Source organism: Pseudoalteromonas maris (assembly GCF_049257235.1).
Lineage (GTDB): Bacteria > Pseudomonadota > Gammaproteobacteria > Enterobacterales > Alteromonadaceae > Pseudoalteromonas.
In genome coordinates this window covers 45,230-64,531 of sequence record NZ_JBMMUF010000008.1, presented here as the reverse complement: position 1 = coordinate 64,531, position 19,302 = coordinate 45,230, and the positions used below count along the sequence as shown (strand labels likewise).

The 19,302-nt window shown below is 45.7% G+C and carries 18 protein-coding genes; 9 read left to right on the top strand and 9 right to left on the bottom strand.

The annotated features are described in order from the left end of the window. Window positions 1-10 precede the first annotated feature (10 nt). The 4 genes from AAEU32_RS11995 to AAEU32_RS11980 form a co-directional block, all read right to left on the bottom strand. The gene (locus AAEU32_RS11995; protein ID WP_421970767.1) at window positions 11-745 is read right to left on the bottom strand and encodes a hypothetical protein; all 735 of its coding nucleotides are present in this window, start codon (window positions 743-745) and stop codon (window positions 11-13) included. 65 nt (window positions 746-810) lie between these two features. Next, the gene (rnd, locus tag AAEU32_RS11990; protein WP_421970766.1) at window positions 811-1,950 is read right to left on the bottom strand and encodes a ribonuclease D; all 1,140 of its coding nucleotides are present in this window, start codon (window positions 1,948-1,950) and stop codon (window positions 811-813) included. Between the two features lie 45 nt (window positions 1,951-1,995). Next, window positions 1,996-3,660, bottom strand: coding sequence for a long-chain-fatty-acid--CoA ligase FadD (gene fadD, locus AAEU32_RS11985; protein WP_421970765.1), 1,665 nt, complete (start codon window positions 3,658-3,660; stop codon window positions 1,996-1,998). Window positions 3,661-3,890: 230 nt separating this feature from the next. Then, window positions 3,891-4,754, bottom strand: a complete 864-nt coding sequence (locus AAEU32_RS11980; protein ID WP_421970764.1) for an alpha/beta fold hydrolase — start codon at window positions 4,752-4,754, stop codon at window positions 3,891-3,893. A gap of 82 nt (window positions 4,755-4,836) precedes the next feature. Between AAEU32_RS11980 and AAEU32_RS11975 the strand changes: the two genes are divergently transcribed. After that, complete coding sequence (locus AAEU32_RS11975) at window positions 4,837-6,129, top strand: alkaline phosphatase (RefSeq protein WP_421970763.1); 1,293 nt, start codon at window positions 4,837-4,839, stop codon at window positions 6,127-6,129. 145 nt (window positions 6,130-6,274) lie between these two features. Here the strand turns inward: AAEU32_RS11975 and AAEU32_RS11970 are convergent, their stop codons facing one another. The 5 genes from AAEU32_RS11970 to AAEU32_RS11950 all read right to left on the bottom strand — a co-directional run bounded on the left by AAEU32_RS11970 (window position 6,275) and on the right by AAEU32_RS11950 (window position 11,838). Next, entirely contained in the window at window positions 6,275-8,323 is a 2,049-nt protein-coding gene (locus AAEU32_RS11970) for an EAL domain-containing protein (protein WP_421970762.1), read from the bottom strand. Between the two features lie 80 nt (window positions 8,324-8,403). Continuing rightward, window positions 8,404-8,694: a hypothetical protein gene (locus tag AAEU32_RS11965; RefSeq protein WP_421970761.1), complete on the bottom strand. Its 291-nt coding sequence runs from the start codon at window positions 8,692-8,694 to the stop codon at window positions 8,404-8,406. Window positions 8,695-8,937: 243 nt separating this feature from the next. Beyond that, entirely contained in the window at window positions 8,938-9,624 is a 687-nt protein-coding gene (gene tsaB, locus AAEU32_RS11960; RefSeq protein WP_421970837.1) for a tRNA (adenosine(37)-N6)-threonylcarbamoyltransferase complex dimerization subunit type 1 TsaB, read from the bottom strand. Continuing rightward, window positions 9,624-11,534: a DNA repair helicase YoaA gene (gene yoaA, locus AAEU32_RS11955; protein WP_421970760.1), complete on the bottom strand. Its 1,911-nt coding sequence runs from the start codon at window positions 11,532-11,534 to the stop codon at window positions 9,624-9,626. Before yoaA ends, tsaB begins: the two co-directional genes overlap by 1 nt. A gap of 91 nt (window positions 11,535-11,625) precedes the next feature. Then, window positions 11,626-11,838, bottom strand: coding sequence for a hypothetical protein (locus tag AAEU32_RS11950; protein WP_421970759.1), 213 nt, complete (start codon window positions 11,836-11,838; stop codon window positions 11,626-11,628). A 352-nt stretch (window positions 11,839-12,190) separates the two neighbouring features. Here AAEU32_RS11950 and hisG point away from each other — a divergent pair, with 352 nt between their 5' ends. The 8 genes from hisG to hisIE are packed head-to-tail and all read left to right on the top strand — an operon-like array spanning window position 12,191 to window position 19,271. Continuing rightward, window positions 12,191-13,090, top strand: a complete 900-nt coding sequence (hisG, locus tag AAEU32_RS11945) for an ATP phosphoribosyltransferase (RefSeq protein ID WP_421970758.1) — start codon at window positions 12,191-12,193, stop codon at window positions 13,088-13,090. A 6-nt stretch (window positions 13,091-13,096) separates the two neighbouring features. After that, a complete protein-coding gene (gene hisD, locus AAEU32_RS11940) occupies window positions 13,097-14,392 on the top strand; it encodes a histidinol dehydrogenase (protein ID WP_421970757.1) in 1,296 nt (431 codons plus the stop codon). Continuing rightward, the gene (hisC, locus tag AAEU32_RS11935) at window positions 14,389-15,495 is read left to right on the top strand and encodes a histidinol-phosphate transaminase (RefSeq protein WP_421970756.1); all 1,107 of its coding nucleotides are present in this window, start codon (window positions 14,389-14,391) and stop codon (window positions 15,493-15,495) included. The genes hisD and hisC overlap by 4 nt, the downstream gene beginning before the upstream one ends. Before the next feature lie 23 nt (window positions 15,496-15,518). Then, entirely contained in the window at window positions 15,519-16,580 is a 1,062-nt protein-coding gene (gene hisB, locus AAEU32_RS11930) for a bifunctional histidinol-phosphatase/imidazoleglycerol-phosphate dehydratase HisB (protein WP_421970755.1), read from the top strand. Continuing rightward, window positions 16,577-17,167: an imidazole glycerol phosphate synthase subunit HisH gene (gene hisH, locus AAEU32_RS11925; protein WP_421970754.1), complete on the top strand. Its 591-nt coding sequence runs from the start codon at window positions 16,577-16,579 to the stop codon at window positions 17,165-17,167. The genes hisB and hisH overlap by 4 nt, the downstream gene beginning before the upstream one ends. A gap of 9 nt (window positions 17,168-17,176) precedes the next feature. Beyond that, window positions 17,177-17,911, top strand: coding sequence for a 1-(5-phosphoribosyl)-5-[(5-phosphoribosylamino)methylideneamino] imidazole-4-carboxamide isomerase (locus AAEU32_RS11920; RefSeq protein WP_421970753.1), 735 nt, complete (start codon window positions 17,177-17,179; stop codon window positions 17,909-17,911). Then, entirely contained in the window at window positions 17,893-18,672 is a 780-nt protein-coding gene (gene hisF, locus AAEU32_RS11915) for an imidazole glycerol phosphate synthase subunit HisF (RefSeq protein ID WP_421970752.1), read from the top strand. The genes AAEU32_RS11920 and hisF overlap by 19 nt, the downstream gene beginning before the upstream one ends. Then, window positions 18,663-19,271 (top strand): bifunctional phosphoribosyl-AMP cyclohydrolase/phosphoribosyl-ATP diphosphatase HisIE, encoded by a 609-nt coding sequence (gene hisIE, locus AAEU32_RS11910; protein ID WP_421970751.1) that lies wholly within the window; start codon window positions 18,663-18,665, stop codon window positions 19,269-19,271. Before hisF ends, hisIE begins: the two co-directional genes overlap by 10 nt. Window positions 19,272-19,302: the final 31 nt, after the last annotated feature.

Below are 19,302 nucleotides of genomic sequence, written 5' to 3'. Positions count from 1 at the left end.
CTTATTTTTATTATTGTTTTGGGCAATAAACAATGGCGGCATCTGTAAACTGTCCTGATATCCATGAGTTACGCACCCGCCCTTCAATTTCGGAGCCTTTAAAGCTGGCGAATATTTTACCGCTGGCCTTGCCAAGCGCAGGGTTACCACATGATCCCACCCGAGATTCTTGCTTTTGCCACTTATCAATCTCCAGCTTATAGCTAAAAGAGGTATTCCAACTGGTCGTTGTGTCGGCATTAACGTCGTTTTTTATTTGAAAATATCCGCCGCCATACGCCATTTCCTTACCAAAACGGGCGTCAATGTGTGGCTCATTGGGCAATTGAATATGTACTGTTTGCACTGATTGTGAACCACTCGCTGCAGATGCAGGTCCATGTGCAGGATTGTATACTTGATCGCTGACACTCAAGTGCCAATTACCTTCATGATCTTCCCTGAACACAGTTGTTACACCATTAAAACCTTGGCCATTGGCAAAGCCAAAGATGGGCAGTGCAGGAATAATTTCATCCATCGCGGTGTCAGAATACGTCATGCCGTAGCCTTGAGCGACTGTTTGTCCTGATAGCGTTTTACCATCGTGCAACAGCGCCGCACCTTGAGCAATGCTGACTTGGGGATCGGATGATGTCGTTGTTGTGCGGTTGTTTTCTTTTGGCTCTGGTGAGCAACCTGCACATAAACCTAACACAAGAGGTAAAAAACACTGCCTAAAATTGGAAACCATTGCTTTGCTCATAAAATCAAAACATGTACTTAAAAGATAATCTTAAGCACGGGTATGTCCAATTTGACTATTAACGGCTACTTGGGCTCTGGCAACCAATCCTTTAGCGCGCCAGTGAGATATTGAGCGCGCCACGGTTGCAATATATCAGGTGCAAACAGCATTGCCCGCTCAGTCTCATCGTGCTTCCAACTCCAGCTAATTAACTGATTTATCTGCTTTTTACTAGCAAATACATCCGCGGGGATCCCGGTTTCTTTACTCTCTGCTGCTATCTTATGTTTAATGTCTTTTGCGGCTTGTTTATAACCTCGGTAATCCATTAAACGCAGCACTTTTTGTGGCAATTGTTCATCACTAACGGCTTTGCCACGTTCTATACACGCGAGCATTTCCTTGCCAGAGCGATTCACTTCCATGGCATCCACACCGGGGATGTTGCGCATACTATTTAACGAGCTTGGACGACGTTTTGCGATTTCAACCATGTTGGTTTCTTTGACGACAAAATTAAGTGCTAAATTTTTTCGCTGTGCTTTTTCGCGACGCCAAATTGACAACTCCTTGAGTACCGCTAAATCGCGCCCTCCCAATTGCCATGCCCCCTTTATATCTCGGTATAGCAATTCATCAGGGGTTTGAAATGCCCGCTTTTGAGCGATTAACTGTGACTCTGCGATAACAATATCAAACCATTGTCGCTCATTAATTTGCGCCACAATTTTTTCAAAGCACGGTAAAAGGTGAGCCACATCCGCAGACGCATATTCAAGTTGGCTCTCACGCAACGGCCGTTGTAACCAGTTAGTACGCGATTCACTCTTATCGATTTCAATATCAAGAATGTCTTTAACCATAGCGGCAAAGCCAACGCAGTTTCCCGAGCCCAATAGTTGTAAAGCAAACTGGGTGTCAAATAATGGTGAGGGTACGAAGCCTGCAAAATTTTGAAAGACTTCGATATCTTCCGAAGGTGAATGTAATACCTTGAGAATGTTTGGGTTTTTTAGCAATTCCCATAAAGGGGCGAAATCAAGTTCGCAAAGAGGGTCAATCAGGGCAAGGTGGCGTCCATCAAACACCTGCAGCAAGGCTATTTCTGGATAGAGCGTACGGCGACGCATAAACTCTGTATCTATCGCTAACACTTCTGAGTTGCCAATTGCCTCAACAAAATCATTCAGCACATGCTGCTCAGTAATTAACTGATATTCCACTTTTGCTCCTCAAAAACAAACCGGCTAATGCCGGCTTGTTATTTTTTATTTTTGTTCGTCTTTCAGTGCGCGTCGCAGTATCTTACCTACGTTAGTCTTAGGTAATTCATCTCTGAATTCAACCAACTTAGGCACTTTATAGTTGGTGAGATTATCACGACAGTGCTTGATTATATCCTTTTCTGTTAACGAGGGGTCCTTTTTCACAACAAAAACTTTCACTTGCTCACCGCTGACCTCGTGAGGGATACCAACAGCGGCAACTTCAAGCACACCACTGTGCTCAGCAATGACTTCTTCAATTTCATTTGGGAAGACATTAAAGCCAGAGACTAAAATCATGTCTTTTTTGCGATCAACAATGTAGAAGAAACCTTCATCATCGTATGTGGCAATATCGCCCGTTGCGAACCAACCATCTTTTAAGCACTCAGCAGTCGCTTCAGGGCGGTTGTAGTACCCTTTCATGACTTGTGGGCCTTTCACCCATAACTCTCCTGGTTCGCCTTTCGGTGCTTCTTCGCCGTTTTCTAACATCAACTTAATGTCTGTGCTCGGTGCAGGTAAACCGATAGAGCCATTGTAACCGTCTAAGTCATAAGGGCTTACAGTCACCAAAGGCGAGCACTCTGTTAGGCCGTAACCTTCAACCAAGCGCGTGCCTGTTACTTTTTGCCACTGCTCTGCCACAGGGCGCTGTACAGCCATGCCGCCACCTAATGACATTTTTAAATTAGAAAAGTCGACGTCAGCAAATCCCTCAGTATTGAGCAATCCGTTGAATAAGGTGTTCACGCCGGTAACAATCGTGAACTTATTGTCATTCAGCTCTTTGACAAAGCCTTTCATGTCGCGCGGGTTAGTGATTAGCAGGTTTTTACCACCGTACTTCATAAACGTAAGGCAATTCGCCGTCAGTGCAAAGATGTGATACAGCGGCAATGCAGTAACGACGACTTCTTCACCACGAACCAATATATTGTCTAAGCAACCCGAAACCTGCTCGAGGTTTCCAACCATGTTGCCATGAGTGAGCATGGCACCTTTTGACACGCCAGTGGTGCCACCGGTGTATTGCAAAAAGGCAAGATCATCAAGGGTCACCTGTGGGCGTTTATAGGCAGTCGCATCGCCTTTTTTCATCACGTCGCTAAACGCAATGGTGTTGTTGATGCTATACGCTGGCACCATCTTTTTGATGTGCTTAACAACAAAATTTACCAAGTGCTTTTTAATACCACCTACCATGTCGCCAACTTCTGTGACAATGACATGTTTGACTTGAGTCTGAGCAATGGCTTTTTCCAGCGTATGGGCAAAGTTAGCAAGGATAAAAATAGCGTCCGCCTGCGAGTCGTTAAGCTGGTGCTCAAGCTCTCTGACAGTGTACAGAGGGTTCACATTAACCACGACGCAACCGGCGCGTAACACACCCAAAATACTAATAGGCGTTTGCAGTAAGTTGGGCATCATCACGGCGACTTTTGAACCTGGCTTTAGACCAAGATCGTTATTGATGTATGACGCAACCTTTTTCGTTGCTTCGTCAATTTGCTGATAGCTCAGCGTCACACCCATATTTTGGAATGCAGGCAAATTGGCAAAATCACTGAAACACTTTTCAAACAGTGTTAGTAATGAATCGTAATGAGCGGGATCGATGGTCTCTGGACAACCCTTCGGATAACGCTTAAGCCAGATTTTCTCCACACTAGGCTCCTATTAATTTTTCTTATAATGTTCTCTTAGAAGTCATGGGTTTTGACGTAACAGATTACGCAAGTCTCGGCGTGATTAAGCGCGACGCCAAACTAATGCCCACATAGATAACCATTTTGCTACCTACAGCATTACTAACCTTAATCTAAGTTGAAATTGATAACAATCGAGCAAAAGCTCTAATTTTGTCAGATATTCCCACATTTGTTGTGTAGTTACAATTATCTTGCGCCATTTTGACGCAAATGTGCACCAATAAGGCGCGCGCATTGCGCACCATTTTGCATGTGACAATGGTGCCCGCCATCAATACTTTGAACAGATAAATTACTGTAATGATGAGAAAATAATACTTCATTATTTTTGACTTGTTGGTAACCATCAATCCCTTTAATAAATAATGTGGGAATACAGATATCATCCAACAAGGCATGGGCTTGGCTTTCACTAAATCGAAATGCTGAGTAGTGCTTAATCTTAGGATCGGTTGTTAGCGTCACGCCATTGGCAACGACAGCGATGTTACGTTGCATTAATTGCGCGGCAATATCATAGTCAAAATCGCTCACAGCCTCGCGACGGCAAATCAGTGCATGCTCTGAGTCATAGACCCTCATTTTTGCTTCTCGCCCTCTTTGTACCAACGCTCTTTGCAGCAAAGACTTCAATTCAACGGGTGTGGCACTCAACAAGCCAATACCTTCAATCAATGTGAGACTGGCTACTTTATCAGCAAAGCAGGCGCAAAATAACGACGCGACCATCGCCCCCATGGAGTGCCCAACTAAGTGAATACGCTTGGCCGAGAGTTGTTCAATGACTTGGTTTAAGTCATCAACGTAATCCACAAAATAATAGTGCGCGTCATCGCCTCGCCAATCTGAGCCCCCATGCCCTGGCCAATCAAACGCATACATTGGGATATCATTAGGCATTGATGACATCAAAGGGGCAAAGCTCGCAGCATTGTCTTGCCAACCATGCAGTGCAATCACAATGTCATGCTCATGAGAGCCGATGGGTGTCGGCGTATTCGCTAAGCCTTTTAACTCTAAATTTCGTGTTTTTATCGAAAATGAGTACAAAACCATTCCTTATTCATCGCAAAGCTGTTTATTTCTGAGTTTGCCAGTATAAGATGCCGTTATCAGACAACAGGATATAGATATGGCACGTACAATAACATTAGTCGCGTTATCACTCGCAAGCTTTTTAGCATCAGCAAAACAAACTGCACCGCAAAACATTATCTACATGATTGGTGATGGCATGGGTCCTGCCTACACTACCGCATATCGTTATTTTAAGGATGACCCACAAACCAAAGTGGTTGACCCAACCGTGTTTGACAGCATTTTAGTTGGTTCAGCACACACCTATCCTGATGATGACACCTATGTTACTGACAGTGCAGCTGGGGCTACAGCACTTGCAACAGCAACGAAAAGTTATAACGGCGCTATTGCCGTTGACACGAACAAAGAACAGCTAAAAACCATGTTGGAGTATGCCAAGGAACGAGGTATGACAACAGCACTGGTGGCCACGTCGCAAATCAACCACGCTACTCCAGCGAGCTTCGCTGCGCATAACGAAGCGCGCGGTAACTATAATGACATCGCAAACGACTATGTGGATAACAAAATCAAAGGTCAGATGCCAGTTGATTTAATGCTCGGTGGTGGCACGCAGTATTTTATTCGTGACGACAGAAACCTAATCAATGAATTTGTCGCTGCGGGTTATCAATACAATGACAACCTCACGCAATTGAACGATATCGAGCAAGTACCTGCGATCGGCTTATACGCAGCAAAAGGTTTACCCTTTGCGTTGGATAGCGACCCAACTCGCTTGACTAAAATGACACGCAAAGCCTTGTCTCTTCTTGAGCAAAATAACAATCCATTTTTTATCATGATTGAGGGCAGCCAAATTGATTGGTGTGGGCATGCCAATGACATCGCTTGCGCTATGGCTGAAATGGATGATTTCGCTGGCGCGATCAGTGCAGTGAAAGATTTTATCGCCAAAAACCCGAATACCTTGTTGGTCGTCACAGCGGACCATTCAACAGGCGGATTAACACTAGGTGCCAACGGCCAATATTTGTGGGATGCCAACGTTGTTAAAGGTGTAAAAGCGACTGCAAACGTGATTGCTGAGCGCTTGATGGCCAGTGAAGACATGAAAACTCAATTCGAAGCCGACAGTGGCTTGGAATACACGAGTGAACGTGAAATTTTGTTAACACAAGCGAAACAAACTGGTTCTGAGACCATGGTGGTAGCGGTTAAAAAGTTAATTAGTGAAGCAAGCTATACGGGCTGGACAACATCAGGCCATACCGCAATTGACGTACCAGTATTCGCCTATGGTCAGGGCTATGAGCAGTTTATTGGATCGCAAAACAACACCGAGATCGCAACCAAACTAATCAACCTCATTAACAAAAAATAACACTATTGATATCTAATCAATATTAAGTTACTGTTTGTAGTGCTTGTTAACATAGTTTAACAACCCTACTGAAAACTGAAGACTCAAAAGCCGCTCCAAGAGCGGCTTTTTTACTTTTTACGACAACAAGTTAATTCAATGGGTATTATCCTGCTCTGGCTCGCTTAGGTATGCTTGCATGAGTAGCAAACTGCCTCATTGCCTGTTCTAGATGCAGTGGCTCATCAAAGTAATATCCTTGTAATTGGCTAACAGCTAGAGGCGCGATAAAGCGCTTATGAAACTCAGTTTCGATCCCTTCAGCGATGACCTCAAAACCAAGTTGGTTGCACATCTGCGTTAAGCTTTCATACAAATGAATTGCTTTGTCTTCACTATCGAGAGGCAGTAGGCTCCTATCTAATTTAATCGTATCCACGTTTAACTTACTCAGGATATGCAAACAGGAATAACCCGTACCAAAGTCATCAATCGCGCACCGTATTCCTTGTTGTTGTAACAGCCCAACTATTTCTTGGGTCCGATTAAAATCATCAATATAAGTTGACTCGAGAATTTCCACCTCGACCTGCTGAGGGAACTTGCTAAACGCCTTAATAACGCGCTTGTAGCGGCGATTAATGAGGTTTTTAGGGGAGATATTGAAGCTAATTTTAGGATGCAAGTTATGACGCTTAAATTGCTGTAAGTCTAATTCAAGCTGATCAATCACATAACTGTCGACTACGTCCATCATATCAAATTGCTCTAAGATATCGATGAACCATGGCGCAACTACGTTACCCTTAGCATCCTTAAACCTCAACAGTGCTTCATAACCGAGAACTTGCTCGGTGTGTTTACACACTTTGGGTTGATAATATAAACACAAGGTGCCCTCATCAAGCGCTGCAATAGCTTTTGTAAGCGCCTGCTGTTCAATGAGTTTTTCACTGTCTCTTTTGGCAAACTGGGTGGCGATTTGTCGTTCTAATTGTCGCCCTGTACTCACTCTTTTAACCAACACATCCAATTCACGGCCAGAGATACTGTGATCTCGATGGGCTTTAACAAAAGGCAAATAAATAAGTACGTTAATAGCAATTAATACCGCTTGCCATAGTGCTCCACCTACACTGTTGGTGGCAAGAAAACCGTTTATAAATACCGGCATAAACCATGGCACATTGGCATCAGGGGCAAGTGTTATAAGGCCACTTGCAAACACCATATCGCTTAGCAATGCATTGGTTAAAGGCGCAAGTATAAAGGGGATCAGAAAGTAAGGGTTAAAGACGATAGGCAGCGCATAGATGAGTATTTCACTCAAATTAAACAGCACTAAAGGCGCTCCTAATTTTGCGATAGAGGATTCATAACTTTTATGTCCTTGCAAACAACACGCTATCACCAAACCCCACATGCACCCAGCACCGCCTAACAACACAAAACTGTTTAAATAACTCATGTTGTCTAAACCAAAATCCATGGTGTAGTGGCTTAACTGAGGGGCGCTGAGTATATAGTACGCGTTATCACCATGGACACCGACTAGCCATAAAAGATGCGAGCCAATAATTTGTAAGCTCAGCTTTTCATTACTACTGAGCAATTCGTCGGGCATAAAAAACGCCGCTTTAATTAAATTAAACACCTCGTCCAATAAAGGAAAAATTACGGCTGAAGCGATCAATACTAAAAAATAGGGAAACATCAAATTGAGGTGTTTCACTAAAAACAAACTGGCATTATCAACGGGTAAAAAGCGAAACGATCGCGAGGCCAACATGGTGCGCATCAAATAGCAGCAAAAAATGGGCATTAAAATGGTATAAAGCACGCCAGAGCGATAGTTGATACCTAAGCTTGTACTATCAACAACAAATAGGTAATCAGTTGAAAATGAGAAACAGATAAACACCAAAATAGGCAACGCAATGGTGTTGAGTTTGAGGTTTTTAGCAAGGTAATAGCTAAACGAAAATAATGTGACGATTGGAAATAACGCCCAAATTAGCGTATTGAACGAAGAAATTGAGCCTGACCAACCCGAGAGATTTGCTTGGCCAAGAATATGAGTAACCAAAGAGACTAACGCCGCCATGACGAAAAATGGTATCAAGGCTACGTATCCCTCTCGCAACGACAAAACAATCGTATTTGCGGCAAGTTTGGCTGCTCCACGAGTAAAAACATCAAAAACGTGGTTTTGCACAACTAATAACTTATTATTATTTTTATTTACCGATAACTTAGCGCTTGAGAACGATTTTGTCCACAACTTATGGACGAGATTTACGCATAGACACTGACATTTAACATCGCTTTGACTTCTTCTCGGCGCTCGAGATAGGCATATTCTTTATAGGTTGAAATGGCTTTACTGGTGCGGCTATCTTGGGGCTGATCATAGATGGTTTTGCGGTATAAACTGTCTGCTAGCGCTCGCCCTTGCTGCGAGTCATTAACCTGATCTTGCCTAGGTGTTGGGGTTTGTTGCTGTGATTGACCTACACGTGCACTGCCCGCCTTCGGATTTACAGAAGGGTTCGGTTGAACGGATTGTGTGATGGCGCGAATGGTCATAAGCGTTGGTATAAGTGATAACCACTTAAGTTTGATACAAAGCTTACATCCGTGCAATACTTCACGGACAAATATTATACAAAGTGTAAGAAATAGCGTGTCTGGACTCGTGCGCTTACTCGCGCACTTAAAAGAGCGTTGCGCTGGGAGTTAACGAGATACTCGCGCTAGGTCATCCATTGAGGACAAGGTGCGGGTATCTCGCAGCGTGCTGTCGTTAACGCAACACGAGTTAGGGTAATATCACTCGCGCCCTGGTAGTTTTTTCCAGGTCACTGTGTCACGCACATACACAGGCTGAGCATGTGCTGCTGATGTCGCTAACCCATCCGCCAACCCCTTTTTGATAAGCGCCAGCATAAAGCGGCTGTCAGGTAGCGTGATTGATGGGTCGGCTTCAAGAGCATCGACAGAGCTCAACAGCTCTGGGTAAGCTTGCCAGCCCGTACCAACGGCTGTTGCATGCTCGAGGGCATTGGTTACCTGTTCAGGTTTGATAACCTGTTGTTCACCTTGCAGTTGCGCTATGCCATCGACGACAGTAAAGGCACCGAGATATACCTCTCCCATACGCGCATCTATTGCCGCTAAGACGTGCTGCGCTCCTTGCTCTATCGCTTGTTGTGCCATCATCGCTAAAGACGACACGCCGACCACTGGAATGTTGCTTGAAAACGCCAAGCCTTGGGCCACTGATACGCTGATGCGCACCCCAGTGAAACTTCCCGGGCCCTGACAATAGCCAATAACATCCACATCGCTAATGTCGCATTGTGCCTGCTTTAGCAGGTTATCAACCTCTTCAAGGATACGTTGAGCGTGCTGCTGTGGACACACGTCAAAAAAGTGATATTGCGTGTCGTTGTGCAATAAAGCGATTGATAACGCTTCTGTTGAAGCATCAAGGGCAAGGATAGTTTGGCTCATAATTACTCTATCGTTGATAAAAAGGCTTTAACTTCATCCATGTCACGACTACGGCGCATATTCGGCAAGCTTTTGAGAAACACTTGACCATAATCTCGTGTCACCACACGGTTGTCACATAATACTAAAACACCGCGATCTTGGCTATCTCGGATCAGACGACCGACCCCCTGTTTCAGGGCAATAACAGCGCGAGGCAGTTGAATTTGCGCAAACGGATCGCCTCCACCTTGCTCACACTCCATCATACGCGCCTGCAAAAGAGGATCATCGGGAGCGGCAAAGGGTAATTTATCGATGACAACGCAACTAAGGGCACTGCCACGCACATCGACCCCTTCCCAAAAGGATGCCGTGCCCATTAACACCGCATTGCCATGGCGAGTAAAGCGTTCAATTAACAATCGCTTGGACATTTGCCCTTGCACAAACACCGGATACTCCATTTGTTGACACAAGATCTCAGCCACCATATACATCACCCGATATGAGGTGAAGAGTAAAAAGCAACGCCCCTGCGCAGCCTTAATTACTTGCTGACAAATTTTAACTAAGGCTCTTGGCATATCTTCAGAGTTAGCCGCGGGTAAATAACGCGGTAAGCAGAACAATGCTTGTTGCTGATAATCAAAAGGACTCGCCAACATCATTGTGTGGCTGGGTGTTAACCCAAGCGCATCACTGAAATGCGCAAGGCTGTCGTTCACTGAGAGCGTCGCTGAAGTGAATATAAACCCAGCATCACGCTCAGCGAGCATCTCTTTAAATTTTGTAGCCACGTTTAGGGGGGTGATATGAATACTTACATGCTTGCGGCTTGTTTCATACCAATAACTGTAACCCCGAGGTGATACGTCAAACACCCGATCAAATTGACCAATAAGCGACATTAATCGCTCTAGCATTGGCTCAACAAGCTCGCTTCGTTCAATACACAATTTCAATACTTGATTGAGAAACTGCAGATCTTTTGTAACCCGATGCAACGCATCGCAAAGAGGTTTAGAACTGAGCATTTGTCGCCAGTCCCCACGCCCACCGTCGTGAGGTAACTGCAAACGTAAATCCATGGTTGCCGATTCTAGTTTGTCTAAGGTTTTACCCAATTGCAGCATATCTCTTAGCTCTGTGCGATAGAGCATGCGGGCATCGGTAATAAAGGAGAATATTTTTTTCGTTGAGACCGTCTCACCAAAATAATCACTGGCAATGTCAGCTAATTGATGCGCTTCGTCAAAAACATAACCATCGGCCCCTGGCAACAGTTCGGCAAAACCACTTTCTTTGATTGCCATGTCGGCAAAAAACAAATGATGGTTGATGACCACAATATCTGCTTCTGCGGCTTTGAGTCGTGCTTTTCGGATAAAACACGCATCAAAATCGGGACACTCTTTACCCAGACAATTATCGGCAGTTGAGGTAACGTATGGCAGGACTTTGGCATCATCTTCAATACCCGCACAATCGGCGATATCACCGCTTCGCGTTTCGGTTGCGAACTTAGCGACCATGGCCAGTTGGTGCATGATATCGGGGTCATCACTGGGGACGTGAGCGACATGTTGATTTAAGCGATAGTGGCACACATAGTTACTACGCCCTTTGAGTAACGCTTTTTTCTTGGTGCTTTTAAGTGCTTTATATACGGTTGGCAAATCTCGGTGATAAAGCTGCTCTTGGAGCGCTTTAGACCCTGTTGAGATGATGTATTTACCTTTATTGGTCAGCGCTGGAATGAGGTATGCGAAGGTTTTTCCTGTGCCCGTTTGGGCCTCAACGACCACCTGTTCGCCATTTTTCAATGCCAAATCACAGACTTTGCCCATGTCGATTTGCGCCTGACGAGGCTGATAGCCCTTGATAGCGAGCGCAAGTGGGCCTGTTGTGGAAAAAAACTGTTCTATGGTCATGCAAGCGGCTGATTATTCGAGCGAACGCCGATAATAGCTCAAAAGCGCCATGAATATAAGAGCGTGTACAGTGGGTCTGTCGGTAAGTTGATTAGGCCCAGGTATCAAGTCGTGTTGACTTTTTATCTGCCACCTCGTCTTTGTCTTCAACTAACGTTTCCATGCCGCGTTGATCCTTAGCACGACGCAAGTCATTGCGCACTTTTTGCACCTTCGAATCTTTCACACCGGCGACATGAAATGCGCCTTTATGCTGGACCTCAAGACGTGTGATCTGGCCCAGAAATGGGATCATAATATCCATAAATGTTCCTCAACTCTTGCCGTTAAATACAAGTATACGTGTAAATAGTATCGGCAGTTATAGCTTATGCTTTAATTTTATGTAAAAAACAGTTGCAAGACTCATCGGTTATATGTTTATCTATTACCCAAGTTAACGACAATATCGTTTTATTATTCGCCAAGAGAAATCACCATGACGTTTTTACTGACAACTATTCATCATCATCACCACATCACCGAATAGCCTGTCAGGTCTTTTCGCTGGGGGGTTATTCTTAAAAGGAACCTCTGGCGCGAAGTATACATAACATTCATTTTCGCCCTGAGGATTCCTCGGGGTTTTTAGTTTTTAATACTTAGGAAAATGAATTATGAGCAACAACAACCGTTTACGTATCGCCATTCAAAAATCAGGGCGCCTATCCAAAGATTGCCAGAATCTACTTAAACAACTGGGCGTAAAACTAAACTTGCGCGAGCAGCGCTTAATCGCGCACGCCACAAATATGCCAATCGATGTACTGCGTGTGCGTGATGATGACATCCCTGGTTTGGTCATGGACGGTGTCTGTGATCTTGGTATTGTCGGTGAGAACGTGCTTGAAGAAGTGCAAGCAGAGCGTGCTCGCGGTGGTAACGCCAGCACGGTGAAAAAACTCTCTACCTTGGACTTTGGCTATTGTCGACTCGCTTTAGCGTGGCCTCAAGAGTTCGGCGTACAAGACAAGAGCTGGTTTGCGGGCAAACGTATTGCCACCACCTACCCCGAGGTCCTCAGCAAATACCTCGAACGTGAAAATATTGATGCAAGTGTGGTGATGCTCACAGGCTCTGTTGAAGTCGCACCTCGTGCAGGCCTTGCTGACGCTATTTGTGATTTAGTATCAACGGGTGCTACATTGGAAGCGAACGGTTTAATGCAAGGTGAGACCATCATGGAGTCCAACGCTTGCCTTATTCAAAATCAAGACCTCAACGATCCCCAAAAACTCGCCCTCATCGATAAATTAATGCCACGCCTGCGCGGAGTAAGGAAAGCCAAAGAAAGCAAATACATTATGATGCACGCACCTAAGGCGAAACTTGATGACGTTTGTGCCTTACTGCCTGGTACGGGGCAGCCAACAATTTTGTCTCTGGCTGGCAGTGACGACTATGTTGCTTTGCACATGGTGAGCAGCGAGACCTTGTTTTGGGAAACAATGGAGTCACTCAAAGCCCTTGGCGCTAATTCAATCTTAGTCATGCCTATCGAAAAAATGATGGAGTAAGAGACCATGATTGATTGGAATACGCTCAGCGACCAGCAGCAACAGGCACTATTACAGCGCCCTGCTGTTAGCGCTGCTGACAATGTACGCCCTGTGTGTGCTGAGATCCTGATGCAGGTTCAAACGCAAGGTGATGCAGCACTTCGTGACTATGCCAATGCCTTTGATGCAAGACCAACGGATGCCCCGCTTTTGTGTAGTGCCGAGGATTTCGAACAAGCACAAGATGCGCTAAGCGATGAACTCAAAAATGCCATTAAACAGGCATACAACAACATTCGTCGTTTCCACCTTGCTCAAGTGCCTAAGAATATGAGTTTGAGTACCCAGCCTGGTGTTGCTTGCGAACTGCGCTACCAAGCAATTGAAGCGGTAGGAATATACGTACCAGGCGGCAGTGCACCATTGCCCTCGTCAGTGCTTATGCAAGGTGTGTTAGCACAGATCAGCGGCGCACAAACGGTAGTACTCGCCACTCCTGTGAAAGGCGATGCAGATATTCATCCTGCCATTTTATATGCAGCGCAACTGTGTGGCATTAAGCAAGTACTGCAAATTGGCGGTGCGCCAGCGATTGCGGCTATGGCTTATGGCACCGAGAGTGTGCCAAAAGTGAATAAGATTTTCGGCCCAGGTAATGCCTACGTAACTATGGCCAAGCAACTGTGCGCACAACTCGTTCCTGGGCTTGCGATTGATATGCCTGCAGGCCCTTCAGAGGTACTAGTGATAGCAGATAGCCGCGCCAATGGGGATTTCATCGCCGCTGATTTGCTCTCACAAGCAGAGCACGGCCCTGATTCACAGGTTATCTTACTAAGCGATAGCGAGGCAGTTATTAGCGCTACCCAACAGGCGTTAACAGAGCAACTAGCGCTATTGCCGCGCGCTGATATTGCTCGTGCTGCGATGGAAAACTCCGCACTCATCAAAGTAGATAGCATAGCGCAAGCTGTTGAAGTATCTAACGAATACGGTCCTGAGCACTTGATATTACAACTTGGCGAAAGTGCTGAAGTATTACCCAAAATTAAAAACGTTGGTTCGGTATTTGTCGGTGACTACACTCCTGAATCAGCAGGTGACTATGCTTCGGGCACGAATCATGTGTTGCCCACCTATGGCTACTCTAAAGTGTATTCAAGTTTGAGCTTGCTCGACTTTTACCGCACTTACACAGTGCAAACAGTCACCAAAAGTGGTCTTGCTGATTTGGCTAAATCAATTATCCCTATGGCACAAGCAGAAGGTCTTGAAGCTCATGCCAATGCCGTTCGAATTCGCTTAGGAGACAAACAGTGAGCAACGAAAACAACACTACACAAGCAACCGAGACGGCACAGTTCCCTAGCAATGTATTACCAAAAAACATCGATAAATTAACAGCTTATAGCTCGGCAAAAAGCGAAAAGCTAACCGGCACTACTTGGCTCAATGCCAATGAAAGCCCGTATACACGTGCGTATGAACTCAGCCGCACTGAATTTAATCGCTATCCGGACCCACAACCTGAGTCTGTCATTAATGCCTACAGTGCGTATGTTGGCCTCAGTGCAAAACAAGTCGTCATGACGCGCGGTGCCGATGAGGGTATCGAGCTGTTGGTCCGTACATTTTGCACGCCAAGCCAAGACAGCATTGCCTTGTTTGCGCCAACATACGGCATGTACAAAGTCACCGCCGACACCCACAACGTTGCTATCAATGCTCTGAGCCAAGAGGTGTTACAACAAAGCGATGTCAGCGACATTGTTGCGCAAATTGGCGACTCGAAATTGGTGTTTATTTGTAATCCTAACAACCCTACAGGCGCCATGGTGAGCACGCAAAAAATCGCGGCTATCGCCACACAATTGCAAGATAAGGCGATTGTCGTTGTTGATGAGGCCTACATTGAATTTTGCCCCGAGCAAAGTGCGGTATCGTTAATCAACGATTTCAATAATCTTGTTGTGCTGCGCACACTCTCCAAGGCATTTGCCTTAGCGGGTTTGCGCACCGGCTTTACTTTAGCTAGTGAGGCCTTGTTAGCGCCATTTCGTAAAGTACTCGCGCCCTACCCTGTGGCCAGTGTCGTTGCCGACATTGCCGCTCAGGCACTAAGCACCTCGAACATTGTGTCAATGCGACGTCAAGTAGGTATTTTGAATGCGTTGAAGCAACGCTTAAGCCAATGGCTGCAACAAAGTGCTGCGGTTAACAAGGTGCTCAGTGGTGAGGGAAATTTTGTCACCCTGCAATTACACGATAAAAGCGCTATCACCCGCGCCTACGAACGCGGCTTGGTCATGCGCCCATTTACCCTATACGGCCAAGATAACTGGTTACGTATTTCTATTGGCAGTGAGCAAGAACTAAGTGAAGTAAAAGCATGGCTCGACTCACTCACTAATGACAATCAATAACAAGGCCCTAAACAGGAATAACAATGAGCAATCCATATTTATTTATTGACCGCGACGGCACCTTGATTGAAGAACCCATCGTTGACAAACAAGTAGACAGCCTTGAAAAATTAGCATTTTTGCCCGGTGTGATCCCCGCCCTACTCACCCTGCAAAACGCCGGCTACACCTTGGTCATGGTGTCAAACCAAGATGGCTTGGGCACTGATAGCTACCCAAAAGCGGACTTTGATTTACCACACGACAAAATGATGGATATTTTCACTTCGCAAGGGGTGCGTTTTGAGGATGTGTTAATTTGCCCGCACTTTGATAGCGACAACTGCCAATGCCGCAAGCCAAAAACTGGTTTACTGGTGGATTTAATGCGCTCTGGCAAAGTTGATGTTGCTAATTCCTATGTGATTGGCGACCGTCAAACAGATATTCAACTGGCTGAAAATTTATGTATGCAGGGGATTTTGTATGCAGACAATTGGCCACAAATTGTGACCCAGCTAACGACACAAAATCGCCACGGCGAAGTTAAGCGCGACACCAAAGAGACGCAAATTTCGGTCAGCGTGAATTTGGACGCCACAAAAAGTGGTGACATTAGCACCGGGCTTGGCTTTTTTGATCACATGCTCGATCAAATTCGCACTCATGCCAATATCTACCTAGATATTCAAGCCAAGGGCGATTTACACATAGATGAACACCACCTCGTTGAAGATGTTGGCATCGCACTTGGCCAAGCATTGCGCCAAGCGCTCGGCACCAAATCACAAATTGCCCGCTATGGTTTTGCACTGCCAATGGATGAGTGTAAGGCACAAGCGCAAATTGATTTGTCAGGACGCGCATCATTTGTATTAAATGCCGATTTCACTCGTGAAAAAGCGGGGGATCTCGATGTACAGATGGTCGAGCACTTCTTCAAAAGTCTCAGTGATAATGCAGCAATGTCACTGATACTCAGTGTGTCTGAGGGCAACTGTCACCATCAAGTTGAGGGGTTGTTTAAAGTGTTTGCTCGTGCCCTGCGTATGGCCATTGCCAAAGACGCGAGTCAGCAAACAGCCAGCTCCAAGGGGGTGTTATGATTGCTATCATCAACACTGGTTGTGCCAATATCAACTCTGTGCGCTTTGCGTTTGAACGCTTAGGCGCTGGCGTCGATGTAATAAGTGACGCCCAACAATTAAGCCAATACGAACGAGCCGTATTACCCGGTGTCGGCCACGCTAAAGTTGCGATGGCGCGACTTATTGACGGGGGTTGGCAACAGGCAATCAATGAATTTCAACGCCCACTACTTGGAATTTGTTTAGGTATGCAAATGCAATGTGAGCACACCGCTGAGGGCGATACTCGTTGTTTGGGGATTATCCCAGGCGAAGTCAGCGAACTTGAGGTAGGTAACTTGAGTGCGCCACACATGGGCTGGAATAAACTCAGTATTACTCAGCAGCACGCTCTAACCAAAGGCATCAAAGAAGATGAACAGGTGTACTTCGTTCATAGCTTCGCCCACCAGCCAAACGAGGCAACCTTAGCAACGAGCGAATATGGTCAACGCTTTTCAGCCATTGTCGCCAAGGATAACTATGCAGGCATGCAATTTCACCCCGAGCGCAGCGCTAAAGTGGGCGCGCGCCTTCTTCAAAATTTTATCGACTGGCAGGTTTAAGGACGCAGTATGATCATCCCAGCATTAGACGTATTACAACAGCAAATCGTACGCTTGTACCAAGGCAAATATGATACTGCACAATTCTACCCCTTCGACTTAGCGCAGCGCTTAATGGAGTACCAAAATCAAGGCGCAAAAAAGCTGCATTTGGTGGATTTAGAAGGTGCCCGAGATCCAGATAAAAAGCAATGGCGACAAATTCAACAAGCCACTGCAGCGTTAACTGTCGGTTATCAAGTGGGTGGTGGTATTCGCAGCCGCGAAGACGTAGCGCAATGGCTAGAGGCAGGCGCTGCACAAGTCGTTATTGGCTCCAAGGCCGTTAACGAAAAGCAAGAAGTAGCGTCATGGATAAACCAATTCGGTGCTCAACACTTTGTTATTGCCTTAGATGTGAATAAAACCGAACAAGGCTGGATGCCAGCGACGCATGGGTGGTTACAAAGCGGTGATGTCTCTTTGTTTGAACTTGTCGATTTTTATGCTCAGTTGGGTGTTATTGACTTCTTATGCACCGATATCAGTAAAGACGGCACCATGACAGGTCCATCTTTCGCGCTATATGAACAATTACACGCGCACAACCCCGCGCTAAAAGTGCAAGCGTCCGGCGGTGTCAGCTCTTTGGAGGATATTCGCCGTTTAAAAGAAATTGGTACTCAAGGGGTGATCTTAGGCAAGTCATTACTTGATGGCGCATTCACAGTTGAGGAGGCATTGGCATGCTATCAAAACGCATAATCCCCTGTTTGGATGTTAAAGATGGCCAAGTCGTCAAAGGCGTACAATTTAAAGGTCATGAGATCGTTGGCGACATTCTCGACTTAGCCAAAGCCTACAGTGATGCCGGTGCTGACGAATTAGTGTTTTATGAAATCAGCGCCAGCGTTGAGAAACGCTTGTTAGACGTGAATTGGGTTGAGCACATCGCCCGGAATATCGATATTCCTTTTTGTGTAGCAGGCGGCATTAAATCGGTTGAAGATGCGGCCCGTGTGCTACAAAGTGGCGCTGACAAAATAAGCGTCAACAGTCCTGCTATCGCGCGCCCCGAACTTATCAAAGAGCTCCATGATGAGTTTGGCAAGCAGTGTGTAGTGGTCGGCATTGACAGCTTTTATGACAGTGCCACCGGTGAGTACTTGGTGTATCAACTTACAGGGGATCCCAACAGTTCTTCGCGCACGCGATACAACACCTTAGAGTGGGTTGAGCAAGTTCAAGCGCTAGGCGCCGGTGAAATCGTACTAAACTGTATGAACCAAGATGGTGTACGCAATGGCTATGATATTGAACAGCTCGCAAAGGTAAGAGACATTTGCCACGTACCACTGATTGCCTCTGGTGGCGCTGGTAAAATCAGTGATTTCAGTGACGTATTTATACAAGCAGATGTTGACGGTGCCCTTGCTGCCAGCGTTTTCCACAAGAACATCATTAATATGGGTGAGTTAAAGCAACACCTTGCCCAAAACAACATAGCGACTCGATTATGCGAATAGATTTAAACAATATCAGCGACGTCAATTTTTCAAAATCCCCGTTGATCCCTGCCATTGTCCAAGACTTTGCCACCGGACAAATTCTGATGCAGGGTTTTATGGATCAAGCGGCGTTAAGTCATACATTGGAGCACAAGAAAGTCACTTTTTACTCGCGCTCAAAACAGCGCTTATGGACCAAGGGCGAGAGCTCTGGACACTTTTTGCATGTCGAAGCGATTTACACCGACTGTGATCAAGACTCCATTTTAGTGATGGCTTACCCTGATGGGCCGACCTGTCATTTAGGGACGCAAAGTTGCTTTGGCGATGCTAAACCGAGTTTGGGCTTTTTAGCGGAACTTGAGCAAATCATTGTTGAGCGCAAAGATGCCGATCCACAAAGCAGTTACACCGCATCGTTATTTGCGAAAGACTTAAGCCGAAGTTGCCAAAAGGTAGGCGAAGAAGGTGTAGAAGTCGCATTGGCGGCAATGAAAAATGACAACAACGAACTTACCGATGAGGCTGCTGATCTGTTGTACCACTTAATCGTGTTATTGCAACGCCAAGGATTATCACTCACTGATGTAGTAGCGCGTTTACAATCAAGGCATTAACACGCTTAGCTATGCTCATTATGATTGCCAT

Bases quoted from the DNA above. Each gene is read 5' to 3' on its own strand.
- AAEU32_RS11995 (WP_421970767.1), bottom strand. From the start codon at position 745: ATGAGCAAAGCAATGGTTTCCAATTTTAGGCAGTGTTTTTTACCTCTT.
- AAEU32_RS11975 (WP_421970763.1), top strand. From the start codon at position 4,837: ATGGCACGTACAATAACATTAGTCGCGTTATCACTCGCAAGCTTTTTA.
- AAEU32_RS11965 (WP_421970761.1), bottom strand. From the start codon at position 8,694: ATGACCATTCGCGCCATCACACAATCCGTTCAACCGAACCCTTCTGTA.
- yoaA (WP_421970760.1), bottom strand. From the start codon at position 11,534: ATGACCATAGAACAGTTTTTTTCCACAACAGGCCCACTTGCGCTCGCT.
- AAEU32_RS11950 (WP_421970759.1), bottom strand. From the start codon at position 11,838: ATGGATATTATGATCCCATTTCTGGGCCAGATCACACGTCTTGAGGTC.
- hisG (WP_421970758.1), top strand. From the start codon at position 12,191: ATGAGCAACAACAACCGTTTACGTATCGCCATTCAAAAATCAGGGCGC.
- hisD (WP_421970757.1), top strand. From the start codon at position 13,097: ATGATTGATTGGAATACGCTCAGCGACCAGCAGCAACAGGCACTATTA.
- hisB (WP_421970755.1), top strand. From the start codon at position 15,519: ATGAGCAATCCATATTTATTTATTGACCGCGACGGCACCTTGATTGAA.
- hisH (WP_421970754.1), top strand. From the start codon at position 16,577: ATGATTGCTATCATCAACACTGGTTGTGCCAATATCAACTCTGTGCGC.
- AAEU32_RS11920 (WP_421970753.1), top strand. From the start codon at position 17,177: ATGATCATCCCAGCATTAGACGTATTACAACAGCAAATCGTACGCTTG.
- hisF (WP_421970752.1), top strand. From the start codon at position 17,893: ATGCTATCAAAACGCATAATCCCCTGTTTGGATGTTAAAGATGGCCAA.
- hisIE (WP_421970751.1), top strand. From the start codon at position 18,663: ATGCGAATAGATTTAAACAATATCAGCGACGTCAATTTTTCAAAATCC.